Here is a 20,780-nt window from a genome sequence, read left to right as displayed (position 1 = left end):
CGGCGATAGATGCGGCAAGCGGTCGCATATATAGACTTGAAGGCGGTTTTGGAACCTCCCTCCCGTCTTCAAAGTATTCCTACTGACACATCAAGATGTTGATGATTTCAGGACGCTTGCGCCTGCGAAGGTTGGGCCATGACATTCCTGCCAAGATGCTCCGCCAGCCGGAAGGTCAGAGCCAGCAAGGTGAGCGTCGGGTTGGCCTGGCCGGAGGTCGGGAAGACCGCTGCGCTGGCTATATGGAGGTTGCCGACGCCGTGGACGCGGCAGTCGGGATCGACGACGCCATCCCTGGGATCGACAGACATGCGGGTGGTGCCGATGTGGTGACCGCCGACGATACCGTGCCGTTTCGCCTTTGCCGCCAGCTTCTGCCGGTCGAAGTCGAGCCGGCCGGTGGCGCTGCGCGACAGTTCAGTGGCCAGAAGCTCATAGCTCCTCTCGAGGCTCGCAAGGTCGAGTTCCGTGATGCGCCAGTCGATCTTGAGGCGCGGCATGCCGAGAGCGTCGCGCTCGCCCGACAGCGTCAGGCGGCTGTCCGGGTTGGGCGCCTGCTCGGCGTGGAATTCAAGCTCGTAGCGGTTGTCGCGCGAGCCGAGCACCACCGACGGCAGCTTGCGCTCGGCGAAGGTGCGTTTTCTCAGCCAGTTCGTACCGAAAGAGGCGAGCCTGAACGGCTGCGTGGCGATGTTCTTCACATGGCGCAGCCGCCCGCCCCAGCTGATCGGGTTCTCGGCGAACTTGCGGCTGTATTCGTAGAGCACCATGTCCTTGACCAGAAACATCGCCGACAGGATGGCGTCGCCATGCGATGGGTCGGCGGGCTCCGGCAAATGCGTGCGGAATGTGGTGTTGAGGAGCTTGAACTCCCGCTGCGCCGCCTCGCTCAGCCACAGGCGGCGCCGCAAATAGATGCCGTCGTCGTCGCGGGCATAGTCATAGGCGATTCCTGCGGGTGGACCGGCGAAGGATATCGTGCCCGATGTCGCGCAGAGATGGCTCATATAGTTGCGGCCGAGATGGTCGCTGTGATTGCCGACGCCGGCCGGCCGCAAATCGTTCGACGCAAGCAGCAGCCGGGTGGTTTCAAGCCCTCCCAGCGCAAGCACGTAATGGCCGCCCCGGACTTTGATTCGGGCGCCGTCCGGCGCGGCGACCTCGATCCAGTCGACGACGTTGCCGTCCTCGGCGAGCTGGATGTGGATGACGGGCGCGTCCTTGACTATCCTGACGTTGCCTGAGCGGGCGAGTTCGGGCCCGTAGCGCCGCCAGAAATTGGTCGGCTTCGAGAAGCGCTCGATTGTGGTGCGCACGAGCTCGCCGTCGAGACCTGGCGCCAGCTCCTTCTGCGCGCCGGGAAGTGCGTGTTCGGGACAGAAATCCGGCCTGCCGGCCTCGGCGGCGTCCATGGCTTTCCCGTAGAAACCGGCGAGTTCGTCGCGGCCGAAGGGCCAGCCGGAATCCGGCACCCAGTCGCGCTTCTCGAAATCGATCGGATCGAACGGAATCGCCCGTCCGCCCCAGATGGTGCTGGTGCCGCCGATGGCGCGTACGCGATAATTGTCCGTCGACGGATGAACGACCTTGTCGACCAACTCGCCGCGGTAGAATTCCTGCGAGGCTTTCGTGCGCTTGTCGCCGCCCGCTTCGAGCAGCATCACCTGCCTGCCGGCGGCTCCGAGCGCATGCGCGAGCGTCAGGCCGGCGGCGCCGCCGCCCACGATGACGACGTCGTTGTGTCGATCCGAATTTTGCAGGTCGGCCAGGCTTCCGAGCACGTAAGGCACTCCTCGCAGCTTTCGCTGAAGATCGTTTCGCCCCGTAGCCCTGATGATTTCTATTCCATCTCATGTTAGCAATTGCAACAAGAGTGGGGCGGTTTTTGGTTGCAGTGCAGCAAATTGGCGATTCGCCGGTGCTGACTTGGAGATCGCCTATGATGCAGCGCGCGTTCGGAACGGATAGAACGGCTTTGCCTGTGCTCGGGCTCGGCTGCAGCCGGATAGGCTCGTTGGGCAATCCCGTTCCGGCGCGCGACATAAAGGCGCTGCTGGAGCGCTCGCTGGAACTCGGGGTCAATCTTTTCGACACAGCCGACATATACGGCCAGGGCGACAGCGAGCGTGAGATCGGCCGGCTGCTCGCGGGACGGCGGAATCGCGGCTTCGTGGTGACCAAGGTCGGCAAGCGCTTCTCGCAGAAGATGCGCCTGCTGCGGCCCTTCAAGCCCCTGCTGAAGCCGCTTTTGGCGCGCGCGAAATCGGCCAAGAGCGCCGTCGTCGGCCGGCGCGATGCAAATCTCGCAACGGACTTTTCTCCACGACACGTCACGGCGGCGGCCGATGCCAGCCTGCGCAGACTGGGGTTCGAACAGGTCGACGCGCTGCTGCTGCACAGCCCGCCGGCGTGCGAGATCGGACCCGCCGTCGGCGAAGCGCTCGCCGCGCTCAAGAAGGCGGGCAAAGTGCGCCATTTCGGCATCTCCTGCGACGATCTGCCGGCGCTGGAGGCGGCGCTGGAACTTCCGGGCATCGAGCTTCTGGAACTGCCGCTGGATGTGATCGACCAGGCCATCGAGACCGGGCTGTCTGACACGATCCGCAAACGCGCGATCGGCGTATTGGCGCGCGAGGTCGTCCGCCTGCAGCCGGGTCTTTCGCCGACGATGGCGCTTCAGCAGGCGGCCTCGCGCGCCTGCGTCACCTCGGTCATCCTTGGGACATCGAGCATCCGGCATCTGGAGGAGGCGGTCGCCGCGCTGGCCGGACAAGCGGTGCTAAACGATCAGGGCAGCTTGAGGTCGACCACGACAGGCAGGTGATCCGAGCCGAAGTCCGGCCCGGTGAACAGGTCGGCGACTTCCACGCCTCTCGATATGGCGATGTGGTCGATCGGCGTGCCGAAATCGACGCCGCCAAAGCTTGCGAAGAGGCGCGAGGCGGGCGGCCAGGCGGAACGCTCCGTGGCCTCCAGTCCCGACAGCAGCAATGTGCGCCCATAGGCTGGCGACCAGACCGGCGTGTTCCAATCGCCCGCGAGCACGACCGGCGTGCCTTCCGGCTCGGCTGCTATGCGTTCAGCCACCACGTCGAGATAGCGGTTGCGCGCCTGCCAGCCGGCGAAAGTGCGCGGCGTCGGCGCGTGGACGGCATAGACGACCAGCGGCTGCGCGCGGCCCGGCAAGTCGACCTCGACGCGGACGGCGTATCCGCCGCCCAGCGCATATCCGGACGGCGGCATGTCGGCGACGAGGCGGGCGCGAAGCGGATAGCGGCTCAGCACCAGATTGCCGTTCCATTTCGAGATGTTCGGGCCGACCAGATAGGGGTAGCCGGGCAAGGCTTTCAGCACGCCAGGCCATTTGAACTTGGCCTCCTGCGTGACGATGATGTCCGGGGCAAGCGCGGCGACGACCTCGCCGAAACGGGCCGGCTCGGGGTTGTCGAACAGCACGTTGGCCGAAAGGATGCGCAGGTTGGGCGTCTCGGCGGCCGCCGCCGTCGGCGCGCCGGTGACGAAGAGCGGCAAGCCGTTGACCACGAGCAGCGCGCCGAGCGCCACGCAGGCCAGCCAGCGCCGCAGCCAGATGCCGGCGCAAAGGAGAAGCAGGACGCCCAGCGCCAGCTGCGGCCGGAAGAAGATGATCATGTCGCCGGGCCAGGATCGGTCGGCGAAGGCGGCCAGCCCCGTCGTGAGCGCTGCGGCAAAGACAAGCAGCCAGGTCACGCCCGTGGACGTCTTCGAGGCCATTGCCGGCGGCGAACGCGTGAGCGATGCGGTTGTCATGGCGAGCCCGGAACTGGCGGACGATGATGTCGGCTATGGACTATATTGCACTGCAATATTGTTCTCGCGATGACCCACTGTCGCGGCAAGCAGGAAATGCGCATCGCCCGTGTCAGCTTTCGCGCATGGCGTGGGAGAGCTGGTCCGTCAGCGGACCCAGCAGGTACTGGAGCGCGGTGCGCCTGCCGGTGGTGGCGAGGAACACCTCGACCGGCATGCCCGAAACGAGGGAGCGCTCCTTCCGCAGGCGCGCCTCGTCGGCGATCGATATGCGTGCCAGATAGTAGGATTCCCGCGTCGCCGGCTGGACGATCACGTCGGCGGAAATCGATGTCACCTTGCCGGCGAATGGCGGCAAGGTGCGCGCATCCACGGTCTGAAGCCGGATCTCGGCGTCCTGGCCGATTGCCGCCTGATCGATGTCGGTCGGGCGGATGCGCGCCTCGACGACGAGCTGGTCGCTCTCGGGCACGATCAGGGCGACCGTGGCGCCAGCGGCGATCACGCCGCCGATCGTGTGGACGGCAAGCTGGCTGACGAGACCCGTCTGCGGCGCGCGCACCACCAGCCGGTCGAGCTGCTCGCGTGCGGCGCTGCGCCGTTCCATCAGCTCCGCGATACGTGCGTCGACGTCGCGCAGGTCGCGCTCGGCCTGTTCGCGCTGGACCAGATCGACCTGGGATATCTCCAGCTCGCTGCGCGTGATCGCTATGTTCGACTGCGCGATCTCGGTTTCGAGCTGGCCGATCGTCCCCGTCAGTTCGGCGCGCGTCCGCTGCAGCGCCAGGAGCTGCCGCTGCGTGGTCAGCCCCTGCGCCATCAGCACCTCGACGCTCTCGAGCTCCTGTCCGATCAGCCGCACCTGATCCCTTGTCGCGACGAGCCGCGCATCCAATCCGCGGACGCCCGCCCTGAGCTGGCGAATCTGCTCGGAGATGCCGGCCTTCTGTCCGGCTATCGCCGTTCGGCGCGCCTTGAACAGGGCGGTTTCGGCGGCAAGCGCCTTCGACAGTTCCTTCTCCATGCCGCCGAAGCCGGGCAGCACCTCGGCCTGCGACATTTCGGTTTCGCCGAGCTGCTCGGCCCGCAGTCTTTGCCGCTTGGAGATGAGGTCGACGAGTTGGGCTTCGACGATCGCGTAGTTGCCGCGCAAGGCGTTGTCGTCGAGCGTAAGCATCTCCTGGCCGGCCTCGACCCGCATCCCGTCGCGCACGAGGATGCGCTCGACGATGCCCCCGTCGCGATGCTGTATCAGCTTGACGTTGCCGCTGACGGAGAGTTGCCCGCGTGCGACGATCGCGCCGTCGAGATGCGTCGTCGCCGCCCAGCCTCCGAGCCCGCCGACCAGGAGCAGACATATCATTGCGCCGGCGAACAACTCGCGGTTCACGCTTCGGCGTCCGGCGGCGGATGCGGGAGGAGATTCGGTCATGGCGATGCTACCCTGACCGGCCGCTGGCCGTTTTCGCGCAGTATGGCCTCGCGCGGGCCGAAAGCCGCCTGCTTGCCGTTGGATAGCACCAGAACCTGATCGCAGGCGGCTATGGCGCTTGGCCGGTGGGTGATGACGATGACGATCGCGTGTGCGAGCCTTGCCGCCTTGACTGCCTTGCGCAGCGCCTCGTCGCCTTCGGCGTCGAGGTTGGAGGTGGGCTCGTCGAGCACGATCAGAAAGGGCGACCCGAACAGCGCCCGGGCAAGGCCGATTCGCTGCCGCTGGCCGGTCGAAAGGGTCATCCCGCCCTGTCCGATCACCGTGTCGTATCCCTCCGGGAGGCTCGCTATCAGGGCGTGGGCGCCAGCCCGGCGCGCCGCCGCCAGCACGGCTTCGGAATCGGGACGCAGGTCGAGCCGGGCGATATTCTCGGCGACCGTGCCGTCGAAGAGTTCGATATCCTGCGGCAGGTAGCCGACATATCGGCCAAGCTGGTCGGCCTGCCACTGCGACAGATCGGCTCCATCGAGCCTGATGCTGCCTTCGAGCGGCGGCAGGACGCCGACGAGGGCACGGGCGAGCGTCGATTTTCCGGCGCCGCTCGGCCCGATCACCCCGAGCGACGAGCCCGCGGCCAGGGAGAAATTGATGCCGCCGAGCAGGATGCGGTCGGACAGCGGCGCGGCAACCGACAGGCCGGCCACCTCCAGCGAGGATTCGGGCCGCGGCAGCCTGGTTCGCGGCTCGTCCGGATCGGCGACCTGCTCGCGAAGCCGCGTCCAACTCTGGCGCGCCGCGACGAAGGCGCGCCAATGGCCGATGGCCTGCTCGACGGGCGCAAGCGCTCGCGAGGTGACGATCGAGACGGCGATGATCATTCCGGCGGTGATCTCGTTGCGCAGCGCCAGATACGCGCCGAGCGCCAGCGATGCCGATTGCAGGAACAGCCTGATCCCACGCGACGCGCCGATGAACAGCGCCATGCGGTCGGATGCGTGGCGGCCCGCATCCCGCAATTCGCCATCCACCGCGGCATATTTGCTGATGTAGGCGCCACGCATGCCGAGGCCGGCGATCGTCTCCGAAGCGCGCGCGGCGGTGTCGATCAGACGCGCCCTCTGCGCGGTTGCGGCGTTGGCGAGACGGACAGGCTCCTGCGCTAGGCGGTCGCCGACGGCGGCGAGCCCCAGGAGCACGGCGACGCCCGCCAGCGCGAGCATGCCGAGATATGCGTGAAAGGCGAATGCGACGGCGAGATAGAGCGGCAGCCAAGGCAGGTCGCAGAGCGCGATCGCGGCTGGCGAACCGATGAAAGCGCGCAGGCGGTCGAAGTCCTGCATCGGATTGGAGCGCTGTTCCTGGCGGCCGGTACCTGAGCCATGGGCACTCGAACCATGGGAAGGCCGGCCGATGGCCAGCCGGGCGACCGCCGCCCCGATCTCGTCGCCGAACCAGTCGGCGATGCGTGTGGATGCACGCAGTCTGACGATTTCGAGAGCGGCGAGACAGGCGTAGATGCCGGTCACGAGTATGAGAAGCGCGACCAGCGTGGGCACGCTGCGGCTGGTCAGCACCCTGTCGTAAACCTGCAGCATGAAGAGCGAGCCCGTCAGCATGAACAGGTTGAAGACCGCGGACAGGCCCACGAGCCCGGCGAACCCGCGACGAAGCGCCGCCATGGCCCGCCCGACCCCGTTCGAGGACGCTGATTCCAATCGGCCTGATAGGAGGGAACGTCTCGAGCCGAGCTTCATGCAGGTCCTTCCGGCCGGTCGGTGACGCTGCGCATCCTGGAAAAAAGGGGGCGCCGCCTGTTCCGCCTCGCCGGCCGACGTGACGGTCTATCGATGCTGCAGTGCAACCTAAACAACAGTTACAGAATGTCGTCTATCCGTAAAGAGCGGAAGTGAGCTCCGTCGGCCGTTGTCAGAACTGCCGATTCAGGGCTCCCGAGCAGCAGGCGCGCACGTCAATTGTAATCGTCAAATTATATTATTAACGGAAAACGATTTTGATTTGTATCCCAGCTTTACTCGTTTAGGCTTCGTTCCTTCGCGCCTTCTAAGGGACGCAATCTTATTGTGGAGCTATTATTTCTGTGTGATCGATCGGCAACACCGCTTGTCGAATCGGTCATTCGGGACATTTGAACAAATTTCAGGACTCGCATTTGTGCGGTGCACATATAGGCTTTGCGGGGGGCTAAAGTGAGGCAGTTTGTATCAGTCGACTCCGACCCTCGTATCGGTTCTGTTCCTTTGCGCCCTTGGCGTCTCGGGGTGCACGGCACTTCCTTCCGCCGGGCCTGAAGTCGGGGCCAGCAGCTACGCCGCCGTGAACGCGCCTGCCAGCGCCCCCCACGCCGTCGTCAACGTGACTCCCGAAGTCGTCAGGGTTGTGGAGAGATCGCAGCCGAGTTCCGGCTTCGGGAATTTTCGCGGTCCAGGCCCCGCCCGCATTCGCATGGGCGTCGGCGACACGGTGACCGTCACCATATTCGAAGCGAGCCCCGGCGGCCTTTTCATCCCGCTCGAATCCACCAACAGCGCGGGCAATTTCGTCAATCTTCCCGATCAGAAGGTCGACAGCGCCGGCAACATATCGGTCCCCTATGCCGGGTCGATTCATGCGGCGGGCGAGGAGCCGGCGGCCGTCCAGAGGGTCATAGAGCAGCGGCTGGCGAGCCGCGCGATCGAACCGCAGGCGGTTGTGGCCGTGAAGTCGCAGACCTCGTCGGAAGTCAGCGTGCTCGGCGATGTCAACGCGCCATCAAAATTCTCGGTCAATGCGGACGGCGAGCGCATCCTGGACGTGATCGCCAAAGCCGGCGGACCCAAGCAGCCGGGCTACGAAACCTATGTCACGCTGCAGCGCGGCTCGAAAAAGGCGACGATCTATTTCCAGAAGCTCGTCCGCGAACCTTCGAACAATATCTACGTGCTGCCGAACGACACGGTTTACGTCTATCGCGAGCCGCACGCCTTCACCGCCTTCGGCGCGTCCGGCGAAAATGGCCGCTTCGATTTCGCCGACGAAACGATCAACCTGTCCGATGCGCTCGGCAAGGCAGGCGGCCTGCTGGACAACCGCGCCAATCCCGGCGCGGTCATGGTCTACCGCATCGAGGATCGCAAAACCGCCGCCAAGCTCGGCGTCCCGGTCGAGAAATTCGAGGGCGACCACATTCCTGTCATTTATCAGTTCAACCTTCGCGATCCCGGCGGATTCTTCCTGGCTTCGTCGTTCCCCATTCACAACAAGGACGTGATCTACATCGGCAATGCGGCAATCGTGAAGTTCATGAAGTTCATCGATGTCGTCGGAGCGACGACCTCGGCGGCAGCGGCAGGCCGCGTCGCCACGAACTAGGAACCCGGGCAGCAGGGAGCTTGAAAGAGAGGTAGCCAAGGGAATGAATGCGCAAATGCCTGTCACGGGAGCGGCGGCCGCATCTGTACGGAATGCGGGAAGCTCGTGGGCAATCGCCGTCCCGAGCATGGATTATGCGAGAAGGGGGGAGGCGAGACCATGACCTTCCTGATCGCGGTGTTCCTGGCCTGCGTCCTGCTCGTGTTGCATCCCTATGTCACCTATCCGCTATCGCTGATGGTGGTGCGGCGCTTGCGGGCGAAACCCCTGAACCCGACCGTGCCGCCGCCGCAAAGCTTCGCCGTGGTGTGCTGCGTCTACAATGAGCGCAAGGTGATCGATCAGAAGATCGATAACATGCGCGCCGTGCGCGACTCGCTCGGCGACTGCCAGCTGTTGATCCACAGCGACGCGTCGTCGGACGGCACCAACGAAGTGCTCCAGTCCGTCGCCGGCGAGTTCACGCTGTCGCTGGCGGAGGGACGCAGCGGCAAGAGCGCCGGCATGAACCGGCTGCTCTCGATGACCAACGCCGAGATCGTCATCTACACCGACGCCAATGTGATGATCGATCCGGTGGCGGTGCGCAATCTGCCCCGCTATTTCCGCGACAGGCAGGTCGGTTGCGTCACCGGGCACCTGCTCTACGAGAACGCGGGCGAAAGCCAGACGGCGAAGGTCGGCGCGCTCTACTGGAAACACGAGGAATGGGTGAAGCAGCTCGAGAGCGACACCGGCTCCGTGATGGGCGCCGACGGTTCGCTCTTCGCCATCCGGCGCGAATTGCACAGGCCGACGCCCGCCGACATCATCGACGATTTCTTCACCTCAATGTCCATCCTGTGCGCCGGCTACCGGCTCGTGCGGGGTTCGGATTTCCTCGCCTACGAGCGCGCAGCCAGCGTTCGCCAGGACGAATTCCGCCGCAAAGTGCGCATCGCCTGCCGCGCCTTCAACTGCCACCGGCTTCTGTGGCCGAAGATCGCGAAACTCGATCGCCTGTCGGTCTACAAATACCTGTCGCACAAATATCTGCGCTGGCTGGCCGGCTATTTCCTGGCGGCCGGCGCGGCGGTGTCGGTCGCGATCGTGCTCGTCGCTTTCGGGGCGTTGCCGTCAATCATATACCTGCTGCTGCTCGCGGCGGCGGCCTTCGCGGCGGACCGCTTCAACCTGCCCGTCGTGACCAGCATCTGGGAGATCATGGTGGCGATGTGGGCCACCGCGATTGGCGTCTACAAATCGCTGCGCGGCGAGCGCTTCCAGACATGGACGGTCGCGTCGTCGACGCGCAAGTGAGCGAATGGGGAGGTCAGGGAGGCTGACTGTTACGGCGGACGCGAGGCCTTCGCGGTGATACCCACTTGAGCGAAATCGCAGTGAGAAGCCGCAGGGAGCGGATCGTCGGACTGGCCACCGGGTTCGGCGCGCTTCATGTCGTCCATACGGTGCTCAACCTTGCCTTCACGCTGATCCAGATGCTCGTGCTTGCGCGCGGGCTCGATCAGGCCCGCTACGCCGAGATCGTCTTCCTGACCGCGGTCGGTTTCTACGTGCAGCCGCTCGACCAGGCGATCGGCCGCGCAAACTATACCGCCCTGCGTCCCGGCGCGCTCGGCATCGGCGGGCAGGCCGGCGGCGAGATCTTTCGCTTCCTCGGCGCGCAGGCGCTGCTGCTCACCGTCCTGTCCTTCCTGATACCGGTCCTGATGCCGGGTTCGTCCGGCTTTGACGATCCGGTCCGCTATCTCGGCAACGCGCTCTATCTGTTCGGCTGCCTGTTCACCGCCTACTGGTCCTTCGATCTGCAATCGACGGTTTGGTCGGCCGACCTCGGCCGGCAGTTCGCCTTCATCTCCATCATACGGCGGCTGCTTTTCATCGCGGCGCTCGGCCTGTTCTGGACGACGGGCAGCTTCCTCGCTTTCGGTATCGCGACCACCGTCGTCGTCGTTGCCTTCATGGCGGTGCTCGCCGGTCTGCTCAGGCAGTCGCGGATATGGGCGATCGGTTCCGGGCCGGCGACGCCGGGCGGCATCGCGGCCCATTGGAAGCGGTTCTGGTCGTCGCTGACCTTCGCTTTGTCGGAGCTGCTCGTCCTCAACTCGCCCTATGCCGTCGTCACGGCGCTGCTCGGCGTCGGCCCGGCGCTGGTGATGTTCGACAGCATCATGAAGGTCTGCCGCCTTGCGATGGCGGGAACGAGGACGCTGGCCGAGATTTTCCTGCCTCGCATCAGCCGCCAGCTTCTGGCGGGCGAAATGCCGAAGGCGCGTCGCGGCCTGTTGCTGGTCACGGTGCTCTGCGTCGCGGCGAGCGCCGTTCCCGCGCTCGCCGTGCTGTTCTTCGGGCAGGCGATCTTCGATCTGCTGCTCGGGCCGAACAATGTCGTGCCGCCCCAGGCGGCGCCCGCCGCAGCAACGATCGTGCTGATCAGCGGCTTCTATCAGCCGGCGACGCTCTTCCTCAGCTATCTCAACGCAGCGGCGTTGATACGCCGCGTCGCGCAGTTCGCCTTCGCCGGCGCCGCGGCCTATGCGCTGCTGGTTGTCTTCAGCGGCGCCAGGCCGGTCGCGCTGCTCTGGATCTACGCCGCCTTCTTTGCCGCCGTCTCCCTCGTCTCGATCATTTGTTCAGCCAGGATAGAACCATGGGATTCGAGCCGGGACGGTTGAGACAGGCGATTGCGGCGGCGCTGCTGGCAATCCCGGTCCTGCCGGCCCTTGCGCAGGAGACCGGCGGGCGGTTCGCCTCGCCCTATCCGCTCGAGATGGAGATGCGCCGCGCGGCCGCGCCGATAAGGACATGTCCGCAGCCGCCTGCGCCGATGCGCGACCTGCGGATCGAATCGGGATTCGCCTCCGGCGACTACACAAAACTGGTGCCGGAGCGGGTGGCGCGCAGGCAGGCGCTGACCAAAAGGCTGCACGCCTATGTCGGCGATGTCGTCGATCTGTCGGACCGCGCGATGCTTCTCAAGGGCGAGGCCAGGCAGGCTGCCGCCGATTGCGTGCTTGCCTGGCTGCGGGCATGGCTGGGCGACGGGGCGCTGCTCGGCGACGTGACATGGCCTGAGGGCCACTACGAACGCGAATGGGTGTCGATCGCGCTCGGATTGTCGCTGCTGAAGCTCCAGGCGGGAGAGGTGGCCGTGCAGGCGCCGGAATGGGCGAGGAACTGGTATCTCCAGGCCAGCTCCGAACTCGCCGACCGCTATCCCCTGTCCGCCGAACTCCGCAACAACCATTGGTACTGGGCGGGCCTGGCGTCGGTGGTTGCCGGTACGGTCGCCGGCGATCGCGGCCGCTACGACTGGGGCATCGCGCAGCTCCATGCCGGAATTGGCGACATCGATGGCGACGGCTTCCTGCCGCTCGAGCTGAAGCGCGGCGAGATGTCGCTGCGCTACACCGCCTTCGCAGCAAGCGCGCTGGTCGTCATGGCGGCGTTCGAGCAGGCGAACGGCCGTCCGTTGACCGAGACCGGGCAGGAGAGCATCCGGCGCCTGGTGCGGCGCGTGCTTTCGGGACTGGCGGATCCGGCCGAGTTCGAGCGCCGCGCCGGCGCGCGCCAAGAGAAGTTCGATCCCGGCGTCGTGCGATTGCTGGCCTGGCTCGAAATCTATTTCGGCCTCACCGGCGACCCCGAGGCGGAGCCCTGGCTCAGGCACCTGAGGCCGATGAAGCTGATGTGGCTGGGTGGTGACGTGACGATGGCGTTCGGACGAAGGATCGCGCCCGGTCCGGTCGTGCAGAGTCCGCTTATCGGCCGGTAACAATTTTTGGGTTGCATTGCCGATGTTGCAATGCACAATCGAACACGGCAACTATCAGCCGCCGTCTTGTCCGCTCGATCGGGGCGCGAGAGAGGACATGACGGCCCGACACGAGCAGCCGCCGGCTGACCGATGTAAAGGGAAAGATGAAGTATCGCGCCGATGTCGATGGCCTGCGGGCCGTAGCCGTTCTCCCTGTTGTACTTTTCCACGCCGGCGTCGCAGGATTCGACGGGGGCTTCGTCGGCGTCGACGTGTTCTTCGTCATATCCGGCTACGTGATCACGCTCAGGCTGCTGTCGGATCTGCAGGAAGGCCGCTTCTCGATCGTCGATTTCTACGAACGCCGCGTGCGGCGCATCTTCCCGGCGCTCTTCTTCATGATCGCGCTGACGACGGTGGTGGCCGCCTTCCTGTTCCTGCCGCCCAACTTCGAGGATTTTTCCAAAAGCGTGGTGGCGGCGGCGCTGTTTTCCTCCAACATCTATTTCTGGAAGTTTTCGGGCTATTTCGAACCGAGCGCACTGCTGCGTCCGCTGCTGCACACATGGTCGCTGGCGGTCGAGGAGCAATACTACATATTCATGCCGATCGTGATGTACCTGGCCTATCGCTACGCCAGGGCAAAATGGCTGCTCGTCTTCCTGCCGGCCGCGCTGCTGTCCTTCGGCCTGAGCGTTGTCGCGACGTCGACCGCGCCGACGGCGAATTTCTTCCTGCTGCCGACGCGCGCCTGGGAACTGCTGATCGGCGCGCTGCTGGTGCTTGCGCCGCCGCCGGCGCCGGCCAGGAAATCCTGGGCGGAAGCGATCGGCGTCGCCGGGCTGTGCCTGATCCTTTATGCGGTGCTCACCTACACCGAGGAGACGCCGTTTCCCGGCATCAACGCGCTGGCGCCGTGTGTCGGCGCCGCGATGATCATCTGGTCGGGAACCTCGCACCACACGCTGACCGCCAAAACCCTGGCGTGGAGGCCGATGGTCTGGGTCGGCCTGCTTTCCTACTCGCTCTATCTCGCGCATTGGCCGATCGTCGTCTTTCTCCGCTACGTCACGCTGCGCGACCCGACCTTGTTCGAATCGGCGCTGATCGTGGCCGCAAGCTTCGCGCTGGCCTGGATATCGTGGCGCTTCGTCGAGCAGCCGTTTCGCCGTCGCGGCAATATCTTCCCGCGCCGGCGGCTCTTTGCTGCGGGCGCCGCGGCGATGGTGGCGATGACGGCGGTCGGCGTGGCGGGCGCGATGTCTGGCGGCTTCGCGTTCCGGTATCCGGATTTCAAGGAGCAGGCGATTGCCGGCCATGAGGAATGGAAGGAGCGGAAGTGCTTTCTCTCCGCCGACCAGTCATGGCGGGACTGGGGTGACGGCGACTGCGTCCTCACCGACGGCAATGCCGAGAATGCGCTGCTGTGGGGCGATTCCTTCGCGGCGCACTATGTGCCGGGCATCATCCGCAACGCCGGCGAGATTCCCTTCAATGTGATCAACTATACCGCAGCCGGCTGCCCGCCCATCCTCAGCTACTATTCCTTCGCGCGTCCGAATTGCCAGGAGTTCAACCGCAACGCGCTTGATGTGATCAAGCGCTACAACGTCAAGACGGTCATCCTCAGCGCGCGCTGGACGTCGCTCAGGCTGCGCGGCGTGCACGAGATACGCTCCACGCTCGACGAACTGCGCACCATGGGCGTGCGCACCTATCTCATCGGCCAGTCGACCGAGTTCGGCGCGAACATCGACGTGCTGGACTACCGCACCGGCAATGTCGGCACCGCCGCCTGGTCCAACAATGTCGACCCCGATATCAACAGGGAACTGCGGGAGAACGCCGCCGCCGATGCGAGCTTCATCGATCCCCTGTCTTTCCTGTGCCAGGGTGGGCTCTGCTCGTTCAAGAAGGACGGCGTCTTCCGCTATTCGGATTTCGGCCACTTCTCGATCAGCGGAGCCACCGAGGCGGTCAGGCTCTATTTCCCGATCGTCAGGGAAAATGCCATCGGCGCCGTCTCGCCGACATCGCGGGCGGGTGACCGGCGCGCCGAGCTCGACTTTTCGCAATGACAGGCTGTCCGGCTCAGGCCGGGACGGGCGATAGGCTGACCGGCTGGGTTTCCGCCCGCGGTAGCGGCCTCGCCGTCGGCAGCATGATGTAACCCGCGGTAAGCAGGTAGCAGTAGACCGTATGCAGGGGCACATTGAGCGCGCCGTTCAGGAAATTGTACTGCAGGAAAGCGATCCAGCAGATGACGAACGGTACGCCCCGGTTGAAGATCGCGACCAGCGTCAGCGGCAGCCAGATCAGGAATCCGATCAGGCCGTATTCGTAGATGACCTTGGCGTAAGGGCTCCACGCAAAGCCATTGAAGCCGCCCTTTGTCGGGTCGCCGGCCGGGATCGTCCCGGCGCCGCTTCCGAGCATGCCGCCGAGCCCTTCGCGCCCCAGCGCCTCCGCGGCAGTCATCGCCGGCAGCACGAATCGATTGTAGCCGGAGCTCTTCTCCTGCCCGAACTCCGTGACGCGCTCGGTGAAATTGTCGAGCACGCCGATCTGGGCGGCAACGACCAGCAGCATCGGGGCGGCGAGCATGATCGCCAAAGTGTATTTCCGGGGCAATTGCGCCAGCAGAAAGGGCGTCGAGGCGAGCACAAGCAGCGTGCCCGTGCCGCCGAAGGAACTCAGCAGAGCGATGGCATAGAGGCCGGCAAAGCGCAGGCGGCGGAACTTGGCCATTTCGATGACCAGAGCCATGCCGATGAACTGGGACAGATGGGAGACTTCCAGGAAGAAGATGCTGTTCGGCTTTATCCAGGGCAGGTCCCACCGCAGCTTATTCATGTAGACGTAGTTGATGTACTGGAACGAGTCGGGAATGTAGTCCTCGAGGTTCAACATGCCGAGGCCTACGATCTGGGTACCCCAATTGAAGAAGACCAGAAGCGACGCGCAGACCGCGACCAACTGAAACGTCTTGAGGATGCGGTTGTAGTTTTCCTCGTCGATGGGCACGACGAACGAATACATGGCGAGAATCAGGATCAGCAGAAAGAGCGAGCCCGGCGAGAAATCGCCGCCATTGTAGAGCGCGTGGGTGATGGTCGCGAAGCTGACGAAGGCGAGCAGGAAAAGCGTGCGCAGCAGGTGCACCCGCAGCACCCCCATCAGCAGAAACATCGCGAAGACGACGTATTGAAGCACCATCGCAAAGGCGATCTGGATGCCGCCGCCGACAGGCAGCGCCATCTTCTGGGTCACCACGACGAGAACGAGGTGCACCGACAGAAGGTTGGCTATCCGCCTGGCGATTGCCGGATCGACCGAACCGGCGAGATTGCCCTGGGCGCCTCGGACTTGGACAGGCCATCCGGCGGCGGCGTTCGTCGGAGAGCTATCACTCACCGAGGACACCACCGGCTGCGGACGTCTGCTGAGATCTTGCCGGGCTCAAGTCGCTCCAACTCCAGTCTGCTTCCTGCGGGCGGGCATGCGATCCGTCCCTTCGTTTCGGGCTCGCCGCCAAAAACGATACAGGCGACGATGCACAGATCGCGAAAATTCCTGGCTTGATCTATGCCATGATATGGAGCATGGTGCAATGCACCATAGAATACGGCCGGCAGCGATATGACAGTCTCGCGGGACTGGATGACATAGTGTTGCTTAAATGAGAGCGACGGTTGCGACATGAGTTCTATGTATGTGCGCCGTTTATATTGACGGGAAGGCGAAGGCTGGTTGGATAGAAAGAGGAACATCTTCAGGGTTAATTTCAATCATTAACCGAAAGTGAAAACTGGCCAGGGGTTTTTGGGCGGCGGCCGCAGGACGACTGAAGAACGGCAGGACGCCCCATGGCCGCACGGCATATAGACAATCTCGACGCGATACGCGCGGTTTCCGTCATCCTCGTCATGGCGTTCCACGCCAGGTTCCTCTCCTTCGGCTGGATCGGCGTCTGGGTCTTCTTTGCGTTGTCCGGATTCCTGATCACCAGAAGCCTGATCGGGCTCAAGTCGGAGAGTTTTTCGCGTGGCCTGGGCATTTTCTACGCCCGCCGGTCGCTCAGAATATTCCCGGTCTATTTTCTCTACGTAACCGTTTTCGTCCTGGCGTTCGCGATAGCGGGCGAGGGCCTGCCCGCCGAGGACGTCGTTTTTCTCTATACCTACACCACCAACCTCGCGCCGCTCTTCGGCGAAGAGGTCACCGGCCGCGCCTTCGCGCATCTGTGGAGCCTCGGGGTCGAGGAGCAATATTACCTGCTCGTTGCGCCGTTTATGCTGTTGTTCGCGCTGCGCGCAGGCGCGATGTTCTTCGCGGCCATGGTGGTTGTCGTCCCGCTGCTCCGCTGGTGGGCTTTTCAGTCCTTCTCGGCAGAGGACGCGAGCCACGCCGCGACGGTAGTCAAGGCCGTCACGATTTTCCAGATGGATTCCTTCATGGTGGGCGGTCTGCTCGCTTTCGGCGAGGCGCGCATCCGCGCGGCGAAACGTGGCGTCTTCCTCGCCGTCGCCGCGCTGATCGTGGCCGCGTCAGTTGCGATGCTTGTCTGGAACTATCGGGTGCTCGCCGAAGCGGGCCTGATCACGCCGTTCTCGCCGGCGCTCGCCTTCTCCCACATTCCCGAATGGCGGCTCAGCCCCACGTCGCTCGGCATGGGCATCGAGCCGCGCGAGAATTCCGCCTATGTCTGGCTCTACACGCTGCTTGCGCTGAATTCCGGCCTGCTGATCGCTGCCGTCATCCGCTTCGGCCAGGGTTTCAGCCTCGGCATCGCCAACCGTATCGGACGCGTATCCTACGGCATGTACATCTACCATTCCGTCATGGTCGCCGGTTTCGACGCCGCGCTGCGCATGACGGGCATCGAGAAATATTCAGCCCTCGGCCTGCTGGGGTTTCTGGCCCTCGTCGTGATGGCGTGGGGGGTCGCGGAGGCGAGCTTCGCCTGGATCGAGCGTCCGTTCCTGCGGCTGAAGGACCGCGTCGGGAAGGACAGGGCGGCCGTCGCCCGCCCGGCGCTCAGCGCAGCCGAATAGCACGGAGCAAGGCGCCATGATCAAGGGCTTCGACGGCATCCGCGCGCTTGCCGTGATCGTCGTCTTCTTCAACCACTGGACGGTGTTCGGGCGCAGTTATCACACCGGCGACTACGGCGTGTGGACCTTCTTCGTGCTCAGCGGCTTCCTGATCATCCGCGCGCTGCACAAGGACCGGATGCGCGTCGAAAAGGGCGCATCCGCCAAGTCGGCGATCCTGGAGTTCTACGGGCGTAGGGCACTGCGCATCTTTCCGGTCTATTACGCGACGCTGTTGGCGCTCACCCTGGTCTCGCTGGTCCATCCTTTGCCGAACTGGGATTTTCCAAGTGCGCTCGCCCACTACACCTATACGACCAACATCTATATCGGCGAGATAAAGGGCGCTTTCATAGGCTGGTTCAGCCATTTCTGGTCGCTGGCGGTCGAGCAGCAATTCTATCTGTTCGCCGCGCCGCTCTTCCTGCTCGTCCCGTCGCGCCTGTCGGTCGTCATCTGCGGCGCTGTCTCCCTGCTCGGGCTCGCGGTCTGGAGCGCGATGCATCTGTCCGGCGCGCCTGACATCGCGATCTACACCAACTCGCTCATCGGTTTCGGCATGATCACCATGGGCGGCCTGGCGGCGCTGCTGCTCTCGTCCGCGCCCGGACAGGGCAGCCGATCCTGGCTGGCCGCCGGCGTGCTGGCGGCGATAACACTGCTGCCGCCGCTGGTGTTTGCGGCAGCAGGCCGGGGCGTGGACCTCGGCTGGATAAAGCTGCTGGCGGTGCCTTTGGCTGCGGTGCTGCTAGCGGAAATATTCCTGAACCAGCAATCGGTCCTGGTGAAAATCCTCGAATGGACGCCGCTTCGCTATCTCGGGGTTATCAGCTACGGCTTCTACATTTTCCACAACATGATCCCGCGCACGATTCTGCACGTCGCCAGCGAGAAGTCCGGCATCGACATCCCGATCCAGTTCGATGCGCCGTTCGGCTTCGCCGTCGCGGTGGTGCTGGCGCATTTCTCCTGGATACTGCTCGAACGGCCGTTGCTGAGCCTCAAGAAAACATACGCCACACGGACGGATCCCAGGCGGCGCCGTCGCTGCGGACGAACCGAGCGGCCCCATGAGACAGAGCGCAACAAAGTGTTTGTGTGCACTGCACAAAAATCCTTTACGCGGGCGCGGCGGTTGCATAGTCTGATCCCGGGCGTGGGAGAACTTTGTCGGTGAAAGGACTTCCCAGCCATGCAGGTGGCGATGCCCCTCGCAATCGTCGGTAGTGGCGCAATAGCGGACTACTACTATTTTCCCGTTCTGGCGGCCGATCCGCATCTTTCGGCGAATACCTGGATCGTCGAACCGGCGCTCGACCGGGGCGTCAAGGCCGCGAAAAAATTCGGCTTCCGAAACGATCAGGTTGTCGGCCGGATCGATGATCTGCCGCCTTCGATCCGGATCGCGGCTAACGCGACGCCGAGCCACCTCCATCGCGGCACCACGGTCGCGCTGATCGAGCGCGACATCAGCGTACTGGTCGAGAAGCCTTTCGCCGAGACGGCCGAGGACGCGCGCGCCATGATCGCCGCGGCTGAGGGCAGGGCGATCCTGACGGCCAACCACTTCCGCCGGCTGACCCCGTCCTACGCCTTCGTGCGCGATTTCATCGCGTCGGGGCAATTGGGCGAGGTCAAACGCATCGTCTGGGCGGAGGGCCACAAATTCGACTGGCCGACGCAGTCGGGGTTCAATTTCCGCCGCCCGTGGCCGGACGGGCGCCCGCGCGGAGCGCTCCTCGACATCGGCGTGCACATCTTCGACATCATCTGCTGGTGGCTGGACGCCCAGCCGAAAGTGGAAAAGGCGGTGATGGACGGCTATGGCGGTCCGGAGTGTTTCGTCAGCACGCAACTGTCGGCCGGCGGCGCCGAGATCGATGTGTCGATCAGCTTCCTCAACAAGCTCGCCAACGAGTTCCGCATCGAAGGAACCAAGGCGACGATCCGCGGCGTCACCAACGATTTCACCAGGCTGGAGATCATATCGCCGGCCGGCGCGCGCAAGACGGTCTCGGCGCCGGGCAATTCCGACCGCACCGACATCGCCAGGCGCATGATCACGAACTTCCTCGAGGTCGTCGCCGGTTCCGGGTCGCTGCTCATCGAGGCGGCAAGCGTGGTGCCGCCGCTCGCGGTGATCGACGAGATTTATGCCGGCGCCACAGATTATCTCCCCGACTGCTACCAGGAATGGGTCGCATGAACGAAAACGTGGTCATCAACGCGCCCGGCTTCACCAGGAAGCCAGGCCTCACCGGGAAACCGGTCGTCCTCATCACCGGCGCCGGCGGCTTCATCGGAGGGTGGATCGCCGAGGCGCTCCATCTGGCGAAATTCGGCGAGATCAGGGCCGGCATCAGCCGTTGGTCGAGTGCGGCGCGCATAGCGCGCTTCCCCGTCGAGATCGTACAATGCGACATAATGGACGAGGCCTCGCTCGACGCCGCGCTCAAGGGCGTCGACATCGTCGTCCACTGCGCCCGCGGCAAGGGCAACGACAATTCGGTTACCACCGGCGGCACCCGCATGCTGATCGAGCGCATCAAGGCGGCGGGCGTCAGCAAGCTGGTCTTCACCAGCTCGGTCGCCGTCTACGGCGATGCGACCGGCATCGTGCGCGAGGACACGCCGCCCGTTCAGCCGGTCACCGAATACGGCCAAGGCAAGCGGGATGCGGAGGCGATCTGCGAGCAGTATGCCGACGAGCGCCTCGCCATCTCGGTGATCCGGCCGACGCTCGTCTACGGGCCATTCAGCGATCTCTGGACCGCGCCCTACCTGACGCGCTTCGCATCCGGGAAATGGCACGCGCTCGGCGAACGCGGCGAGGGCAAATGCAACCTCGTCTATGTCGGCGATGTCGTGCGTTTCGTCCGTTTCCTGATCGACAACGACGTCGGGTCCTATGCGGTGTTCAACGCCAACGGTCCCGAGGTGCCGACCTGGAACTCCTATCTCGAGCGGTTCAATGCGGCGCTCGGATATCCGCCGCTCAAGGCCCCCGACCGCAGTCTCGGCGTCAAGGTGATGATGCGAAGGCCGGTGCGCATGTTCGGCAAATACATGCTTGCCAATCACCGCGAGCTGCTGCTGTCGGCGGCCAACCGCAGCCCGCAGCTGAAGAGCCTGATGAAGAAGACCGAAGAGGATCTGCGGCTGAAGCCCAGCGACGACGACATGCAGCGCTTCGCGATGGACGTGACCTACTCGATGGACAAAGCGGCCAAGGCCGGCTTCGTCCCGCAGACGAGCGTTGACGACGGCATCGCCATGACCGTCGACTGGGCGCGCAGCTCGGGTCTCGCCGCATGAGCAAGATCGCTTGGGAGGCTGA

The 20,780-nt window shown here is 64.5% G+C and carries 15 protein-coding genes; 10 read left to right on the top strand and 5 right to left on the bottom strand.

Going from position 1 to position 20,780, the window contains the following annotated elements; genetic code table 11:
• Positions 1-107: 107 nt before the first annotated feature.
• Complete coding sequence (locus tag ABLE71_RS03970; RefSeq protein WP_348782054.1) at positions 108-1,781, bottom strand: GMC family oxidoreductase; 1,674 nt, start codon at positions 1,779-1,781, stop codon at positions 108-110.
• A 158-nt stretch (positions 1,782-1,939) separates the two neighbouring features.
• On the opposite strand from ABLE71_RS03970, the gene ABLE71_RS03965 reads away from it, so the two are divergent.
• Positions 1,940-2,824, top strand: a complete 885-nt coding sequence (locus tag ABLE71_RS03965) for an aldo/keto reductase (RefSeq protein ID WP_348782053.1) — start codon at positions 1,940-1,942, stop codon at positions 2,822-2,824.
• Here ABLE71_RS03965 and ABLE71_RS03960 read toward each other — a convergent pair.
• The 3 genes from ABLE71_RS03960 to ABLE71_RS03950 form a co-directional block, all read right to left on the bottom strand.
• Positions 2,788-3,789: an endonuclease/exonuclease/phosphatase family protein gene (locus ABLE71_RS03960; RefSeq protein WP_348782052.1), complete on the bottom strand. Its 1,002-nt coding sequence runs from the start codon at positions 3,787-3,789 to the stop codon at positions 2,788-2,790. The two genes, ABLE71_RS03965 and ABLE71_RS03960, sit on opposite strands and share 37 nt — an antisense overlap.
• A gap of 112 nt (positions 3,790-3,901) precedes the next feature.
• Complete coding sequence (locus tag ABLE71_RS03955) at positions 3,902-5,179, bottom strand: HlyD family type I secretion periplasmic adaptor subunit (RefSeq protein WP_348782051.1); 1,278 nt, start codon at positions 5,177-5,179, stop codon at positions 3,902-3,904.
• A 38-nt stretch (positions 5,180-5,217) separates the two neighbouring features.
• Positions 5,218-6,903: a type I secretion system permease/ATPase gene (locus tag ABLE71_RS03950; protein ID WP_348782050.1), complete on the bottom strand. Its 1,686-nt coding sequence runs from the start codon at positions 6,901-6,903 to the stop codon at positions 5,218-5,220.
• A 655-nt stretch (positions 6,904-7,558) separates the two neighbouring features.
• On the opposite strand from ABLE71_RS03950, the gene ABLE71_RS03945 reads away from it, so the two are divergent.
• From ABLE71_RS03945 to ABLE71_RS03925, 5 genes are all read left to right on the top strand, one after another.
• Entirely contained in the window at positions 7,559-8,593 is a 1,035-nt protein-coding gene (locus tag ABLE71_RS03945) for a polysaccharide biosynthesis/export family protein (protein WP_348782049.1), read from the top strand.
• Between the two features lie 159 nt (positions 8,594-8,752).
• Positions 8,753-9,892 carry a glycosyltransferase gene (locus ABLE71_RS03940; RefSeq protein ID WP_348782048.1) on the top strand — a complete coding sequence of 380 codons (1,140 nt, stop codon included), beginning with the start codon at positions 8,753-8,755 and terminating at the stop codon, positions 9,890-9,892.
• Between the two features lie 65 nt (positions 9,893-9,957).
• Positions 9,958-11,268, top strand: a complete 1,311-nt coding sequence (locus tag ABLE71_RS03935; RefSeq protein ID WP_348782047.1) for a hypothetical protein — start codon at positions 9,958-9,960, stop codon at positions 11,266-11,268.
• Positions 11,244-12,368 (top strand): alginate lyase family protein, encoded by a 1,125-nt coding sequence (locus tag ABLE71_RS03930; protein WP_348782046.1) that lies wholly within the window; start codon positions 11,244-11,246, stop codon positions 12,366-12,368. The genes ABLE71_RS03935 and ABLE71_RS03930 overlap by 25 nt, the downstream gene beginning before the upstream one ends.
• A 146-nt stretch (positions 12,369-12,514) precedes the next feature.
• A complete protein-coding gene (locus ABLE71_RS03925) occupies positions 12,515-14,428 on the top strand; it encodes an acyltransferase family protein (protein WP_348782045.1) in 1,914 nt (637 codons plus the stop codon).
• A 13-nt stretch (positions 14,429-14,441) separates the two neighbouring features.
• Here ABLE71_RS03925 and ABLE71_RS03920 read toward each other — a convergent pair whose 3' ends face one another.
• Positions 14,442-15,764 carry a hypothetical protein gene (locus ABLE71_RS03920; RefSeq protein ID WP_348782044.1) on the bottom strand — a complete coding sequence of 441 codons (1,323 nt, stop codon included), beginning with the start codon at positions 15,762-15,764 and terminating at the stop codon, positions 14,442-14,444.
• A gap of 452 nt (positions 15,765-16,216) precedes the next feature.
• Between ABLE71_RS03920 and ABLE71_RS03915 the strand changes: the two genes are divergently transcribed.
• From ABLE71_RS03915 to ABLE71_RS03900, 4 genes are read left to right on the top strand one after another with little or no spacing between them, the layout of a single operon-like run.
• Positions 16,217-17,404: an acyltransferase gene (locus tag ABLE71_RS03915; RefSeq protein WP_348782043.1), complete on the top strand. Its 1,188-nt coding sequence runs from the start codon at positions 16,217-16,219 to the stop codon at positions 17,402-17,404.
• Between the two features lie 16 nt (positions 17,405-17,420).
• Entirely contained in the window at positions 17,421-18,620 is a 1,200-nt protein-coding gene (locus ABLE71_RS03910; RefSeq protein WP_348782042.1) for an acyltransferase, read from the top strand.
• 27 nt (positions 18,621-18,647) lie between these two features.
• Positions 18,648-19,649 carry a Gfo/Idh/MocA family oxidoreductase gene (locus tag ABLE71_RS03905; protein ID WP_348782041.1) on the top strand — a complete coding sequence of 334 codons (1,002 nt, stop codon included), beginning with the start codon at positions 18,648-18,650 and terminating at the stop codon, positions 19,647-19,649.
• On the top strand, positions 19,646-20,758 hold the full coding sequence (locus ABLE71_RS03900) for an NAD(P)-dependent oxidoreductase (protein ID WP_348782040.1): 1,113 nt from the start codon (positions 19,646-19,648) through the stop codon (positions 20,756-20,758). The genes ABLE71_RS03905 and ABLE71_RS03900 overlap by 4 nt, the downstream gene beginning before the upstream one ends.
• Positions 20,759-20,780 lie beyond the last annotated feature (22 nt).

This window comes from Mesorhizobium sp. KR9-304 (genome assembly GCF_040049215.1).
Lineage (GTDB): Bacteria > Pseudomonadota > Alphaproteobacteria > Rhizobiales > Rhizobiaceae > Mesorhizobium_K.
Note: the sequence above shows the minus strand (reverse complement) of the source record. Positions and strands in the feature narration are given on the sequence as shown.

Excerpts from the sequence above, each read along its gene's own strand:
- ABLE71_RS03965 (WP_348782053.1), top strand. The coding sequence starts at position 1,940 with ATGATGCAGCGCGCGTTCGGAACGGATAGAACGGCTTTGCCTGTGCTC.
- ABLE71_RS03960 (WP_348782052.1), bottom strand. The coding sequence starts at position 3,789 with ATGACAACCGCATCGCTCACGCGTTCGCCGCCGGCAATGGCCTCGAAG.
- ABLE71_RS03950 (WP_348782050.1), bottom strand. The coding sequence starts at position 6,903 with ATGGCGGCGCTTCGTCGCGGGTTCGCCGGGCTCGTGGGCCTGTCCGCG.
- ABLE71_RS03940 (WP_348782048.1), top strand. The coding sequence starts at position 8,753 with ATGACCTTCCTGATCGCGGTGTTCCTGGCCTGCGTCCTGCTCGTGTTG.
- ABLE71_RS03930 (WP_348782046.1), top strand. The coding sequence starts at position 11,244 with ATGGGATTCGAGCCGGGACGGTTGAGACAGGCGATTGCGGCGGCGCTG.
- ABLE71_RS03925 (WP_348782045.1), top strand. The coding sequence starts at position 12,515 with ATGAAGTATCGCGCCGATGTCGATGGCCTGCGGGCCGTAGCCGTTCTC.
- ABLE71_RS03915 (WP_348782043.1), top strand. The coding sequence starts at position 16,217 with ATGGCCGCACGGCATATAGACAATCTCGACGCGATACGCGCGGTTTCC.
- ABLE71_RS03910 (WP_348782042.1), top strand. The coding sequence starts at position 17,421 with ATGATCAAGGGCTTCGACGGCATCCGCGCGCTTGCCGTGATCGTCGTC.
- ABLE71_RS03905 (WP_348782041.1), top strand. The coding sequence starts at position 18,648 with ATGCCCCTCGCAATCGTCGGTAGTGGCGCAATAGCGGACTACTACTAT.
- ABLE71_RS03900 (WP_348782040.1), top strand. The coding sequence starts at position 19,646 with ATGAACGAAAACGTGGTCATCAACGCGCCCGGCTTCACCAGGAAGCCA.